Annotated in this window: 12 protein-coding genes; 5 read left to right on the forward strand and 7 right to left on the reverse strand. The window is 70.0% G+C overall.

Annotated features, from left to right (window positions below):
* Nucleotides 1-47 precede the first annotated feature (47 nt).
* Nucleotides 48-1,694 carry an amidohydrolase gene (locus IWC96_RS13840; RefSeq protein WP_196839110.1) on the forward strand — a complete coding sequence of 549 codons (1,647 nt, stop codon included), beginning with the start codon at nt 48-50 and terminating at the stop codon, nt 1,692-1,694.
* 52 nt (nt 1,695-1,746) lie between these two features.
* Nucleotides 1,747-3,624, forward strand: a complete 1,878-nt coding sequence (locus IWC96_RS13845; protein WP_081703394.1) for an ABC transporter ATP-binding protein/permease — start codon at nt 1,747-1,749, stop codon at nt 3,622-3,624.
* A 14-nt stretch (nt 3,625-3,638) separates the two neighbouring features.
* Here the strand turns inward: IWC96_RS13845 and IWC96_RS13850 are convergent, their stop codons facing one another.
* On the reverse strand, nt 3,639-4,199 hold the full coding sequence (locus IWC96_RS13850; protein WP_021696416.1) for a hypothetical protein: 561 nt from the start codon (nt 4,197-4,199) through the stop codon (nt 3,639-3,641).
* The gene (locus IWC96_RS13855) at nt 4,196-4,705 is read right to left on the reverse strand and encodes an RNA polymerase sigma factor (RefSeq protein ID WP_045318742.1); all 510 of its coding nucleotides are present in this window, start codon (nt 4,703-4,705) and stop codon (nt 4,196-4,198) included. The genes IWC96_RS13850 and IWC96_RS13855 overlap by 4 nt, the downstream gene beginning before the upstream one ends.
* A gap of 113 nt (nt 4,706-4,818) precedes the next feature.
* Here IWC96_RS13855 and IWC96_RS13860 point away from each other — a divergent pair, with 113 nt between their 5' ends.
* A complete protein-coding gene (locus IWC96_RS13860; protein ID WP_021696418.1) occupies nt 4,819-5,127 on the forward strand; it encodes a hypothetical protein in 309 nt (102 codons plus the stop codon).
* On the opposite strand, the gene mutL is transcribed toward IWC96_RS13860, so the two are convergent.
* The 4 genes from mutL to IWC96_RS13880 all read right to left on the reverse strand — a co-directional run bounded on the left by mutL (nt 5,128) and on the right by IWC96_RS13880 (nt 9,189).
* Nucleotides 5,128-6,978, reverse strand: coding sequence for a DNA mismatch repair endonuclease MutL (gene mutL, locus IWC96_RS13865; protein ID WP_021696419.1), 1,851 nt, complete (start codon nt 6,976-6,978; stop codon nt 5,128-5,130).
* A gap of 81 nt (nt 6,979-7,059) precedes the next feature.
* Nucleotides 7,060-7,620 carry a DUF3035 domain-containing protein gene (locus tag IWC96_RS13870; protein ID WP_021696420.1) on the reverse strand — a complete coding sequence of 187 codons (561 nt, stop codon included), beginning with the start codon at nt 7,618-7,620 and terminating at the stop codon, nt 7,060-7,062.
* A 55-nt stretch (nt 7,621-7,675) separates the two neighbouring features.
* Nucleotides 7,676-8,254 (reverse strand): signal peptidase II, encoded by a 579-nt coding sequence (lspA, locus tag IWC96_RS13875; protein ID WP_021696421.1) that lies wholly within the window; start codon nt 8,252-8,254, stop codon nt 7,676-7,678.
* 74 nt (nt 8,255-8,328) lie between these two features.
* On the reverse strand, nt 8,329-9,189 hold the full coding sequence (locus IWC96_RS13880) for a 2-keto-4-pentenoate hydratase (RefSeq protein WP_045318743.1): 861 nt from the start codon (nt 9,187-9,189) through the stop codon (nt 8,329-8,331).
* 232 nt (nt 9,190-9,421) lie between these two features.
* On the opposite strand from IWC96_RS13880, the gene IWC96_RS13885 reads away from it, so the two are divergent.
* A complete protein-coding gene (locus IWC96_RS13885) occupies nt 9,422-10,501 on the forward strand; it encodes a LacI family DNA-binding transcriptional regulator (RefSeq protein ID WP_021696423.1) in 1,080 nt (359 codons plus the stop codon).
* A 22-nt stretch (nt 10,502-10,523) separates the two neighbouring features.
* Here the strand turns inward: IWC96_RS13885 and IWC96_RS13890 are convergent, their stop codons facing one another.
* Complete coding sequence (locus IWC96_RS13890) at nt 10,524-11,165, reverse strand: RpiB/LacA/LacB family sugar-phosphate isomerase (protein WP_021696424.1); 642 nt, start codon at nt 11,163-11,165, stop codon at nt 10,524-10,526.
* A 143-nt stretch (nt 11,166-11,308) separates the two neighbouring features.
* Here IWC96_RS13890 and kduD point away from each other — a divergent pair, with 143 nt between their 5' ends.
* A complete protein-coding gene (kduD, locus tag IWC96_RS13895) occupies nt 11,309-12,067 on the forward strand; it encodes a 2-dehydro-3-deoxy-D-gluconate 5-dehydrogenase KduD (RefSeq protein WP_021696425.1) in 759 nt (252 codons plus the stop codon).
* The last annotated feature ends 6 nt before the right edge of the window (nt 12,068-12,073 follow it).

Below are 12,073 nucleotides of genomic sequence, written 5' to 3' on the forward strand. Positions count from 1 at the left end.
ACGCCAGCGGCGCCGAGGGCTCCCCTGCGCCGAAAGGGAGGCTCTTCATGAAACCCATCATCCTCGCCGGCGCGCTGGCGCTGATGGCGCAGGCCGCCGCCGCCCAGGACATGATGATCCACGGCGGGCCGATCCACACGGGCGTGGAGGACGCCCCCGCCGCCGAGGCGGTGATCGTGCGCGACGGCCGCATCGCCTGGGTCGGCCGCCGCGCCGACGCGCCCCCGACCCCGGCGGACATGGCGGTGATCGACCTGAGGGGCGCCAGCCTCTATCCGGGCTTCACCGACGGCCACGGCCATCTGGCGGGCATCGGCGCGCGCGAACTGACCCTGAACCTGGAGGGGGCTGCCTCCATCGCCGAGGCCATGGCGCGCCTGTCGGCCTGGGCCGAGGCCAACCCGGAGGGCCCCATCACCGGGCGCGGCTGGATCGAGACCCACTGGCCCGAGGGCCGGATGCTGGAGCGGACCGATCTGGACGCCGCCGCTCCGGGCCGCGTCGTGCTGCTGGGCCGGTCCGACGGCCACGCCCTGGTCGCCTCCACCGCCGCCCTGGAGGCCGCCGGGATTACGGCCGACACCGAGGCGCCCTTCGGCGGCGACATCCTGACCGACGCGGCCGGGACGCCCAACGGCCTGCTCATCGACGCGGCCATGGCGTTGGTGGATGATCTGCGCCCGGCCGACAGCGAGGCGTTCCGCCGCCAGGCCTATGAGGCGGGGTTCGAGGTCTACGCCCGCTACGGCTGGACCGGCATCCATTCCATGAGCGTGCCCATCGCGGACATCCCCTTGATGGAGGCCATGGCCGGGGCGGGCGAGGCCCCCTTGCGGGTCTACAACTCGATTACCCCGGAGGGCGCCGAGGCCCTTTTCGTCCATGGCCCGCGCGCCGTGGCCGACGGAAGGATCATCACCCGCGCCATCAAGCTCTACGCCGACGGCGCGCTGGGCTCTCGCGGCGCGGCCCTGTTCCAGCCCTATGCGGATGCAGCCCACACCTCCGGCCTGATGCAGATGACCGATGAGGACGCCCTGCCGCTGTATCGCGCCGCGCTCCGGAACGGCGTCCAGATCACCACCCACGCCATCGGAGACCGGGGCAACGCCCAGGTGCTGGACTGGTACGCCGAGGTGCTGGGCGAGGCGGAGGCGGGCGCCGACCCGCGCTGGCGCATCGAGCACGCCCAGGTGCTGCGCCCGGCCGACTTCACGCGATTCCACGACATCCCTGTCATCGCCTCCATGCAGCCCAGCCACGCCATCGGCGACCTGCACTTCGCGCCGGACCGTCTGGGCGACGCCCGGCTGGACGGCGCCTACGCCTGGCGCTCGCTGATGGACGCGGGCGTGACGGTGGTGGGCGGGACCGACGCGCCGGTGGAGCGGGGCGATCCCCTGATCGAATTCTACGCCGCTGTGGCCCGCCGCGACCTGAACGGTTTCCAGGGCCCGGACTGGCGGCCGGACGAGGCCTTGGATCGGGCCGACGCCCTTCGGATGTTCACCCTCGGCCCGGCCTACGCCTCGTTCCGCGAGGACGAGCTGGGGACCATCGAGGTGGGCAAGCGCGCCGATTTCACCGTCTTCGACATCAATCTGATGACCGTCCCGGCCGAGGACATCCCCGGGGGCCGCGCCCTGATGACCGTGCTGGACGGCGAGATCGCCTGGCGCGCGGACGGCTGGTGAGAACTCCGCCCTTTCACCAAGCTGATCAGGCCGCCATATAGGCCCCATGGCGATGCGTGGTGAGCGCTCGGGCCGTCGACGCGCCGACCCGGAGGTCCGCGCGCAGCTGGCCGGGGTCGAGACGAGGACAGAAGGACCGGGGACGCTGGGCGCGCTCATGGATCTGGCGCGTCTGGTGAGCCGTTCGCGAGCGCCCTGGCTCAGGACCCGCCTGACCGGCGCCATTCTTCTGACCCTGATCGGCAAGGCGTTGGGCGTGCTGGCGCCCCTGGCCCTGGGCGCGGCGGTCAACCGTCTGGCGGCCGATCAGGGCGCCGCCGTCGGTGTGGCGGCGGGCTTTGTGGCTTTTGCGCTGGGCTGGGCGGTGATCCGGTTTCTGTCCTCCGCCGCGCCCCAGCTTTCGGACATGGTGTTCGCCCCGGTGCGTCAGGCGGCCCAGCGGACCACGGCGGCCGAGACCTTCGCCCACGCCCTGAACCTGTCGCTGGACTTCCATCAGACCAAGCGGTCCGGCTCCCTGTCGCGCACGGTCGAGCGGGGCTCGCGCGCCGTGGACTTTCTGCTGCGCATCCTGGCCTTCAACCTGATCCCCACCGGGCTTGAGCTGATCCTGGCGGCCGGCGTGCTGGCGGGCGCCTATGACTGGCGTTTCGGGGCCGTGGCCGTGGCGGTGGTGGTGATCTATGCGGTGATCACCTTCGCCATCTCCAACTGGCGGCTGGAGCATCGCCGCATCATGAACGCGGCGGATTCCGAGGCCGCGGGTCAGGCGGTGGACGCCCTGCTCAACTACGAGACGGTCAAGGCCTTCGGGGCCGAGGCCCGCGCCGCCGACAGCTATGAGCGTGCGCTGGGCGTCTATGGCGACGCGGCGGTCAAGGCCAACAACTCCCTGGCGGTCCTGAACATGACCCAGGGCCTGATCATGAACGTCGGCCTCGGCGTCATGGCGGTCATGGCCGGGTTCGAGGCGGCGGCCGGGCGCATGGGGCCGGGCGACGTGACCGCCGCGGTCCTGATCCTGATTTCCCTCTACGCCCCCCTGAACATCCTGGGCTTCGCCTATCGGGAGATCCGCCAGTCCTTCATCGACATGGAGGAGATGCTGAAGGTCACGCGCCAGTCCCCCCAGGTGGCCGATGCGCCGGACGCCCTGGACCTGCCACCCCCCGCTGACGACCGGGGCGGGGCCGTGGCCTTTGAGGGCGTAGGCTTCCAGCACTCCTCGCGCGCCACGGGTCTGGACGACATCAGCTTCATCGCCGCGCCGGGAACGACTACAGCGCTGGTAGGTCCGTCGGGGGCGGGCAAGTCCACCATCGTCAAATTGGCCCTGCGCCTGCTCGACCCCCAGGTCGGCCGGGTGCTGATCGACGGGCTGGATGCCCGGGCGGTGACCCAGGCGTCCCTGCGCCGCGCCGTCGCCCTCGTTCCCCAGGACGTGGCCCTGTTCAACGACAGCCTCGCGGTCAACATCGCCTTTGCCCGCCCGGGCGCGTCGGAGGCCGAGGTCTGGGCCGCCGCCGACGCCGCCGAGCTGGGCGACTTCATCCGGGGCCTGCCCGAGGGCATGGAGACGCGGGTCGGTGAACGCGGCCTGAAGCTGTCCGGCGGCGAGCGCCAGCGGGTGGGCATCGCCCGCGCCCTGCTGGCCGACCCGCGCATTCTGATCCTGGACGAGGCCACCAGCGCCCTGGACAGCCGCACCGAACAGGCCATCCAGAAGACCCTGCGCAAGGCCCGCGCCGGGCGGACAACGCTGGTGGTCGCCCACCGCCTGTCCACCATCGCCGACGCCGACCAGATTCTGGTGCTGAAGGACGGCCGCATCGTCGAGCGCGGAACCCATATGGAGCTGGTCGCCCGTCAGGGCGGCGAATACGCCTCCCTGTGGCGCAAACAGACCCGCGGCGCCCGCAACCCGGCCTGACCGCGTCTGCTACGCTAGGCCTGCAAGTCCTCCAGCGCGCGGCTGTGTTGCGCGATCCGCTGTGTGCAGCGGTGCTGGTGGCGGAGATAGAAAGCCAGTCCGCCGAACACGAACAATGCCCCGACCGTATACAGGACCGTCAGATCGCCCTCGTCCGGGTATGCGGCCATGGCGAGCCCGAGGAACACGGCGGCGCCAAGGGTGATTGCGATTCCCGCCCAGGCCCAGCGGCGGCCGGCTTCGGCTTGACGGATGGCGGCGGTCAGCGCCTGTTCCGGGGTCTCCAGATCATCGGTCGTCCGCGTTCCGCGCGCCCACACGGTCATGGCGGCGGAGAACAGGCCGAAGATGACGGCCGCCGACCCCAGCAGCCACTGGTCCGACGGCCCTGTCGCCAGCACCCATGCGCCGAGGCCCGCGGCAATCATGCACGCGGTCAGCTCGAACATATAATTCAACCGCCCGAGCCGGCTGCGGCGGCGCACCTGCCGGGCCATTTGGGCCAGCGCCTGATCGTCACGGGCAGGCGCGGTCCAGGCGTCGCTCAGGTCGGTCCAGTCTTCGTTGGGCGTCATGACGAGGCCTCCGGGTTCATCAGATCTTTCAGGGCCGCCTTGGCGCGGGTCAGGCGGATGGAGACGGCGTTGGCGTTCAGCCCCAGCATGGGGCCGATCTCGGCGGGGCTGAATCCCTCCAGCGTCAGGACGGCGGGCTGGCGCAGCGACAGGGGCAGGGCCCGCACCGCCTCGGTCAGCCGCGCCCGCAGATCCTCGGCCTCCACCTGATCGTGGGGCGTGGGATCGTCGGACGGCATGGCCTCGTCCAGCGGCGCGCGGCGCGGCTGGACAGCCTCTTTCGAGACGTGGGTCACGGCCCGGTTGTGGGCCACCCGCGCCAGGAACGCCTTGACCGGCGCCTCGCCCCGAAAGCGCGGCAGGGCGCGCCAGACGGCCAGCAGGATGTCCTGCTCCAGCTCGCGCCGCCGCTCGCGATCGGCTTCATAGCTGCCGGCGATGCGGCGCAGCATCGGGCCGTGCTGGGCCAGCAGCGTCTCGAAGTCCCGGTCTCGTCCCAATCCCATGCCCCCGACCATCGGCGATACGATTTCCGCCGTCACCTCTGAAAGACTCCCGACGCGGGCGAGACTTTCATTTCCGAGGGCGGATTTCCGCCGATTGAATGAGGAGACCCGCCATGACCATCGAAAACGCCGCCCCCGCTCCCGCCGCGCCGGAAAAGACCAGCGTCCTGAAGAAAGGCCGCGGCTTCCTGATCGCGCTCAGCATCGCCGTGGGCGTCGCCGCCGTCGCCGCGTGGATCGCCCTGGGCGTGGGGCTCTATATGGATGTGTCGCGCCAGACCCGTCTGATCCTGGTCGTGGTCGCCGCCGTGGCCACCGAGGCCCTGTTCTGGAGCATCGCCGCGACCCTGGGCCTGTCGGTGCTGGAGGCGCGCAAGCGCATCTGGCGCAAGATCACGGGCCGGGGCCGCGCCGAGGCCTGATCAACGCCGCCCGAACAGCTTCTCCAGGTCGTGCAGCTTCAGCTCCACATAGGTGGGGCGGCCGTGGTTGCACTGCCCGGAGTGGGGGGTGGCCTCCATCTGGCGCAGCAGGGCGTTCATCTCGGGCGCCGACAGCACCCGCCCCGAGCGCACCGAGCCGTGGCAGGCCATGGTGCCGCACACCTCGCCCAGCCGCTCGGTGAGGGCCAGGGCCGAGCCGTGTTCGGACAGGTCGTCGGCGATGTCGCGGATCAGCCCCTGCACGTCGCAGTCGCCGAGCAGGGCCGGGGTCTCGCGCACCAGCACGGCGCCGGCGCCGAACGCCTCGACGATCAGGCCCAGCGCGGCCAGTTCGTCGGCGCGGTCCGCCACCCGCTCGGCCTCGGCCGGGTCCAGCTCGACCACCTCGGGCGTCAGCAGGGCCTGTCGCGTCACCGCGCCCTCGGCCATCTGGGTCTTCATGCGCTCATAGACCAGCCGTTCGTGGGCGGCGTGCTGGTCCACGACGACCAGGCCGTCACGGGTCTGGGCCACGATGTAATTGGCGTGCAGCTGCGCCCGCGCCGCCCCCAGCGGGTAATCCAGCGGGTCGATGAACCCTGCGGCCTCACCCGACGGCGGTCGGTCCGACGGCACGGGCCAGGCCGTCTCCACCCGGGCCGAGCGTTCGTTCAGGCCGGGAATGACCTGGGCGGCGGCCTCGGGCCGGCTCCATCCGGTCCAGCCGCTCCAGCCCTCGGCGGCCGGGCCGGAAGGGCTGTAGGGTCCTCCCACACCCATATGGGGCTGGAACCCGGACAGGGCGTCCGCCGCCACGGTGGTGGAGGCCCGGTGCCCCGCCGCCGCCAGGGCGTGGCGCAGGGCGCCGACGATCAGGCCGCGCACCATCGCCGGGTCGCGAAACCGCACCTCCGCCTTGGCCGGGTGCACGTTGACGTCAACGGAAAGCGGATCGATGTCCAGGAACAGGGCTGCCGCCGGATGCCGGTCCCGCGCCAGAAAGTCGGCATAGGCGCCGCGGAGCGCCCCCTGCAACAGGCGGTCCTTCACCGGCCGCCCGTTGACGAACAGGAACTGGTGCGCCGCATTGCCCCGCGAATAGGTGGGCAGGCCCGCATAGCCAGAAAGGCGGATGCCGTCGCGGGACTGGTCGATCAGCAGGGCGTTGTCCTCAAAGTCCCGCCCCAGCAACGCCGCCAGCCGCTTCAGCCGCCCTTCGTCGCCGGGATGTTCGGCGGGCAGGCGCAGGGTGGTCTTGCCGTCCAGGGTCAGGGTGAAGGCGGTCGCCTCATGGGCCATGGCCTGCCGCTTGATCTCGTCGGAGATGGCCATGGCCTCGGCCCGCGCCGACTTCATGAATTTCAGCCGTGCGGGGGTGGCGTAGAACAGGTCGCGCACCTCCACCCGCGCCCCGTGGTCGCCGGGGAAAGCGCCGGGCGCGATGGGCCGCTGGTCCCCGCCCTCCACCGATACGGCCCAGGCCTCCGGCGCGCCCATGGCCCGGCTGGTGATGGTCAGCCGCGCCACCGAGCCGATGGACGGCAGGGCCTCGCCGCGAAAGCCGAGGGTGAAGATGCGCAGCAGGTCCACGTCGCCCGCGTCGTCCGCTTCCAGCTTGGAGGTGGCGTGGCGTTCCACCGCCAGCGGCAGCTCGTCCCTGGGAATGCCCTTTCCGTCGTCGGCGATCAGGATGCGCGACAGGCCGCCGCCGTCGGCCTGGATGTCGACGCGCGCGGCCCCGGCGTCGAGCGCGTTCTCGACCAACTCCTTGACGGCGCTGGCCGGGCGCTCGACCACCTCGCCGGCGGCGATGCGGTTGACGGTTTCGGGGGGGAGGCGACGGATCGGCATGCGAACAGCCAGTCTAGAACGAAACCGGCCCGGGTGCGATCGCGCCCGGGCCGGAAATGTCTGGCTTGAAGGGCCGGCGGATCAGAGGCCGGGCAGCTTGATGCCGCCGCCGCCGCGCTGGATCACCACGTCACGTCCGCCGGTCAGGGCCTGAAGGCGCGCAGCCTCGGTGGCCGGGTCGATGGTGGTCACGCCGTCAGGCGTGCGGACCTGGGTGGCGCCCTGGGAGGCGGCGTCGCCCCGTCGCCAGAACAGGACGCGGTTGGCCCAACCCTCTTCCTTGTGGGCCAGGTCGCCGAACTCATCGTCGATGACATAGCGCGCCAGCGGGTCGGCCTGGGCGGCGCCGGCGGCGCTGACCAGGGATTCCTCGCCCGCCGAGCGGGTGATGGCCTGGCGCTGACCCAGCAGGATCTGTCGGGCCGAGCTTTCCGGCGCCAGTTCGGCCGGGCGCGGCTGGCCGGGCGCCGGCGGACGCAGGCCGTACTCCGGCGGCACGCTGAGCGGGGCCTGGGAGATGACGCGGAACTCGTCGGGGGTCACACGCTCCAGTCCGAGGCCCTGACGGACACTGTTGCAGCCGGTCAGGACGACGGCCGTGGCGGCGATGGCGCCGAGGGTCAGGGTGGAATTCAGTCGCATGGTCAGCTGCTCTTTCAGACGGTCGTGCGTTCGCGCTCGCGATTAACCGGGGTGATTACGACTTTTCATGGGCCGCGCCAACCTTGGCGGCCCGCTCGGAGATGAAGCTGTCCGCGATCAGCAGCACCACCCCGATGGAGATGGCGCTGTCGGCCACATTGAAGACCCAGGGAAAAATGGACCCTCCGTGGGGAATGAGCCATCCGAGACCAATGCTGCTCACAAAGTCCTGGATAGCCTGCGGATAGCGCGGACCCGAGAAGTCCAGGAAATCCACCACGCCGCCGAAGCGGATGCGGTCGATGGCGTTGCCCAGCGCCCCGCCCATGATCAGGCCGAGGGCGGTGATCAGCAGGCGCCGGTCCGCCCGCGTGGCCCAGAAGGCCAGCAGCCCGGCCACCACGATGGAGAACACCGTCAGCAGCCAGCGCCCCGTCTCCCCGCCGGTCAGCAGGCCGAAGGACACGCCCCGGTTCAGCACGAAGGTGAGGTTGAAGATGGGCTCCAGCACCGGGATCTGGCCCACTTCGCGCAGATGCAGGCCGTACAGGATCCAGGCCTTGGTGATCTGGTCCAGCACGATCACGGCGGCGGCGAAGGCGTAGGCGGCCCAGGCGATGCGGGGAATGGTCATGCGCGTTCCGTACGGATGGGAACGGCGTCGTTAGCAGGCGACGAAGCCGGGGTGAAGGGCGCTTTCGTCAGGCGTCAAGCCTGGCGGCTTTGGGCCGGAACAGCGCGGCACAGGATTTCGCCCACGCCGTTGAACACCACCCGCGAGGACTGACCCGCGACGATGTCATGGATGCCCGTGGCCGCGCCGGTGGAGATCAGGTCGCCGGCCTTCAACGGCCGGCCGCGCCGGGCGTTCAGCTCCAGCAGGAAGGCCAGGGCCCCCAGCGGACCGCCCGGAATGGTCGCGGCGCCGCCCTTGCCGACGCTTTGGCCGTCGATGAAGGTCTCGCAGGTCAGGTCCATCAGACGCTCGCGCCAGTCCGGCACCTCGTGGCCCAGGATCAGCCCGGCGTTGTTGCCGAAGTCCGACGCCACGACGGGCGGGCCCAGAACATTGATGGTGGCCAGCGGGCTGCCCGCCGGTTCCACGCCGACGATCAGGGTCTCGACCATGTCTGCGGCCTGTTCGGCGGTCCAGTCGGTGCGGTCTGCGGGAGCGTCCTTGGCCAGCTTCAGGATGAATTCGGCCTCTACGGCGGCGAATCCGCCCTCGAAGACCGGAAAGTCCATCGTCTCGCCCTCGACCGCCGTCCATACGGCGCGGCGGAAGATGGGTCCGGCCAGGCGGGGCGCCTTGAGTCGCTCCAGCCAGGCGTCGGGGATGCGGCCGATCTTCCAGCCGACGACCTGATCGTCCCACAGGCCGATAGCCTCGTCCTGAATGGCGTAAGCCGCGTCCATGCCGCCCGGAACGTCTCCGGGATAGTCGGGCAGGGCGCGCGCCTCGCTGCGCGCCGCCACGAAGGCGCGTGCGATCGCCGGTCCGGAATCGTTGCTGGTATCGGCCCCGCCAAGGGGTCTGGTATCGGCCCCGCCAAGGGGTTTGGTCGCCATGGTCACGCTGTTCTTGTCCGTCTGTTTCACGCTGTCGGGATCGTCGTCCCGCGACCCGGGCGTTCATTTGCGCCGGTGTCTGCACTCCCCATCGCCCCAACATTGCGCCATGGGAAACCGGTGTCAATTTCATTTCGCCACCGGTGGACATTTGCTGGACGCCTCGCAGGTGGCGCGGGGCGTCCCACGCGGCTATGCAAGGGCAGGGAGCCGCGAGAGGACGGGACTGCAGTTGAGCACGATCGAAGACGAAGGCGACGACGCCGGCCCGACCGACCACGGGCTTACGCCAGGGCGCGCCGCGACCATCAACGACATCGCCCGCATCGCCGGGGTGTCCAAGAAGACCGTGTCGCGGGTCATCAACCAGTCACCCTTCGTCAAGGCGGACACGCGCGAGAAGGTCGAGGCGGTGATCGCCGAGCTGGGGTTCTCGCCGGATCCGCAGGCCCGGGGCCTGGCGTTCCGCCGCTCGTTCCTGATCGGCATGATCTACGACAATCCCAGCCCCAACTACGTGGTGAACATGCAGCAGGGGATCCTGGACGCGGTGCGCGGCTCAGGTCTCGAGCTTGTGGTGCATCCCTGCGACCGGACCAGCGACGATTTCATGGCCAATGTGCGCGGCTTCGCCGTGCGCCAGAAGCTGTTCGGCGCGGTCCTGCCGCCGTCGGTGTCGGAAGACGAGCGCGTCACCGGCATGCTGACCGAGGTGGGCTGTCCCTATGTGCGCATCGCCTCGGTCTCGCTGGACGCGCCCGAGCGGATGGTGGTCACCAACGACAGCCGGGGTGCGGCCGAGGCGGCGCGGCATCTGGTCGGACTGGGGCACAAGCGCATCGCCATGATCACCGGCCCGGACCTGTTCCGCTCGACCCATGAACGGGGTGAGGGTTTCCGTAGCGGTCTGGCCGAGGCCGGCATCACGCTTGAGGACGCCATGGTCGTTCGGGGCGCCTACACCTTCGATTCCGGCGTGGCGGCGGCCCGCGAACTGCTGTCGCGCAAGACCCGGCCCACCGCCATCTTCGCCGGCAATGACGAAATGGCCATCGGCGTCTATCAGGCGGCTCGCGACGCCGGGCTGGACGTGCCGTTCGACCTGTCCATCGTCGGCTTTGACGATGCGCCCATGTCGTCGCGCATCTGGCCGACCCTGACGACGGTCAAGCTGCCCATCCGGGACATGGGGCGCATGGCGGCGGAAAAGCTTCTGGCCAGGAGCCGGGGTCTGGATCCCGCGAAGCTGGAGCAGCCCGAGGTCATTCCCACCCTGATCGCGCGGGACTCCAGCGCCCCGCCCCGCCGGTGACGGCGGGCGGAGCCTGCGGCATTCAGCGCCCGACGACGCCCTCGATATAGGCGCGGATGTCCTGATCCTTGGCGTTGGCGAAGAAGTATTCAGAGAAGCGCTCGCCGGCGACGGCGGCCTTGAGCAGGTCCTGGTCGACGGCCTTCAGGACCGTCAGCATGTCGTTGCAGGTTACGGCCTTCAGGTCCTTCAGGATGCCGCGGTTCTTCGCCATGATCTCGGCCCGCTCCTTGGGGTAGCCGAGGCCGCGCTCGCCTTCGAACAGCTTGCGGTAGACGTCCTGGAGGTTCAGCTCCGCCGCCCAGCCGAAGCCCTTGGCGTAGGGCATGGCGATGGCGTTGCCGTCGTTGATCTGGCCGAACAGGAAGGCGTCCGTGGGGTCGATGATCAGACCGCAGAAAACGCCCGGCATGGCGTTGGCGGCCAGCATGGAGCCGGTCCCCGTGCCGCAGCCGGTGACAACGAAATCGGCCGCGCCCGAATTGATCAGGATGCCCGTCAGAAGCCCGTTCATGACGTAGGTCAGCGAGGCCTTATCCTCGGGCGCGTACATGCCGTAGTGAAAGACCTCGTGGCCCAGCGGCTCGGCGACCGCGGTCAGGGCGTCGTGGACGATCTGGCTCTTGGCGGCCTGGCTGTTCTCGATGATCAGGGCGATTTTCATGGAAGTCCTTCAAGGCAATTGGGATGGAGGCGACTGGCCGGGCGCTCCGGCGCCGGAGCGCGTCCATCGGTTGCATCACAGTATGACACCGGTTACCACTTGAGACAAATCCGCAATACGATGGCTTATGGGGAAACGTTGAAATGCCCGTTTCGTTCGATCTTTCGGGGCGCACTGCCCTGATCACCGGCGCCAACACCGGCATCGGCCAGGGCATGGCCGTGGGCCTGGCCGAGGCCGGCGCCGACATCGTCGCCGTGGGGCGCTCCGATGCCGACGAGACCGGAGAGAAGGTGCGCGCCCTTGGCCGCAACTTTCACTTCATCAAGGCGGATCTGAGCTCCATCGCCCCCATCGAGGCGGTGGTGGCCGAGGCCTGGGACAAGGCGGGCGGCGTCGACATTCTGGTCAATAACGCCGGCATTATCCGTCGCGCCGACAGCCTGGACTTCTCGGAAGAAGACTGGGACGCGGTGATGGACACCAATCTTAAGGTCCTGTTCTTCCTGAGCCAGCAGGTCGCCCGCCGCTGGGTGGCCGACAGCCGCAAGGGCAAGATCATCAACATCGCCTCCATGCTCAGCTTCCAGGGCGGCATCCGCGTGCCGTCCTACACCGCGTCCAAGTCGGGCGTGGCGGGGCTGACCAGGCTGATGGCCTGCGAGTGGGCGTCGAAAGGCATCAACGCCAACGCCATCGCGCCGGGCTACATCGCCACCAACAACACCGAGGCCCTGCGCAACGACGAGACCCGCAACCGGGACATTCTGGCCCGCATCCCGGCCGCGCGCTGGGGCGATCCGTCCGACATGGCGGGCGCGGCGGTGTTCCTGGCGTCGTCGGCGTCGGACTACATGCACGGCGCCATCGTGCCCGTGGACGGGGGTTGGCTGGCCCGCTGAGGCTGT

Origin of the sequence: Brevundimonas sp. BAL450, assembly GCF_015767455.1 — a bacterium.
Taxonomy (GTDB): domain Bacteria; phylum Pseudomonadota; class Alphaproteobacteria; order Caulobacterales; family Caulobacteraceae; genus Brevundimonas; species Brevundimonas abyssalis.

Bases quoted from the DNA above. Each gene is read 5' to 3' on its own strand.
- IWC96_RS13840 (WP_196839110.1), top strand. From the start codon at position 48: ATGAAACCCATCATCCTCGCCGGCGCGCTGGCGCTGATGGCGCAGGCC.
- IWC96_RS13845 (WP_081703394.1), top strand. From the start codon at position 1,747: ATGCGTGGTGAGCGCTCGGGCCGTCGACGCGCCGACCCGGAGGTCCGC.
- IWC96_RS13850 (WP_021696416.1), bottom strand. From the start codon at position 4,199: ATGACGCCCAACGAAGACTGGACCGACCTGAGCGACGCCTGGACCGCG.
- IWC96_RS13855 (WP_045318742.1), bottom strand. From the start codon at position 4,705: ATGGGATTGGGACGAGACCGGGACTTCGAGACGCTGCTGGCCCAGCAC.
- IWC96_RS13860 (WP_021696418.1), top strand. From the start codon at position 4,819: ATGACCATCGAAAACGCCGCCCCCGCTCCCGCCGCGCCGGAAAAGACC.
- mutL (WP_021696419.1), bottom strand. From the start codon at position 6,978: ATGCCGATCCGTCGCCTCCCCCCCGAAACCGTCAACCGCATCGCCGCC.
- IWC96_RS13870 (WP_021696420.1), bottom strand. From the start codon at position 7,620: ATGCGACTGAATTCCACCCTGACCCTCGGCGCCATCGCCGCCACGGCC.
- lspA (WP_021696421.1), bottom strand. From the start codon at position 8,254: ATGACCATTCCCCGCATCGCCTGGGCCGCCTACGCCTTCGCCGCCGCC.
- IWC96_RS13880 (WP_045318743.1), bottom strand. From the start codon at position 9,189: ATGGCGACCAAACCCCTTGGCGGGGCCGATACCAGACCCCTTGGCGGG.
- IWC96_RS13890 (WP_021696424.1), bottom strand. From the start codon at position 11,165: ATGAAAATCGCCCTGATCATCGAGAACAGCCAGGCCGCCAAGAGCCAG.
- kduD (WP_021696425.1), top strand. From the start codon at position 11,309: ATGCCCGTTTCGTTCGATCTTTCGGGGCGCACTGCCCTGATCACCGGC.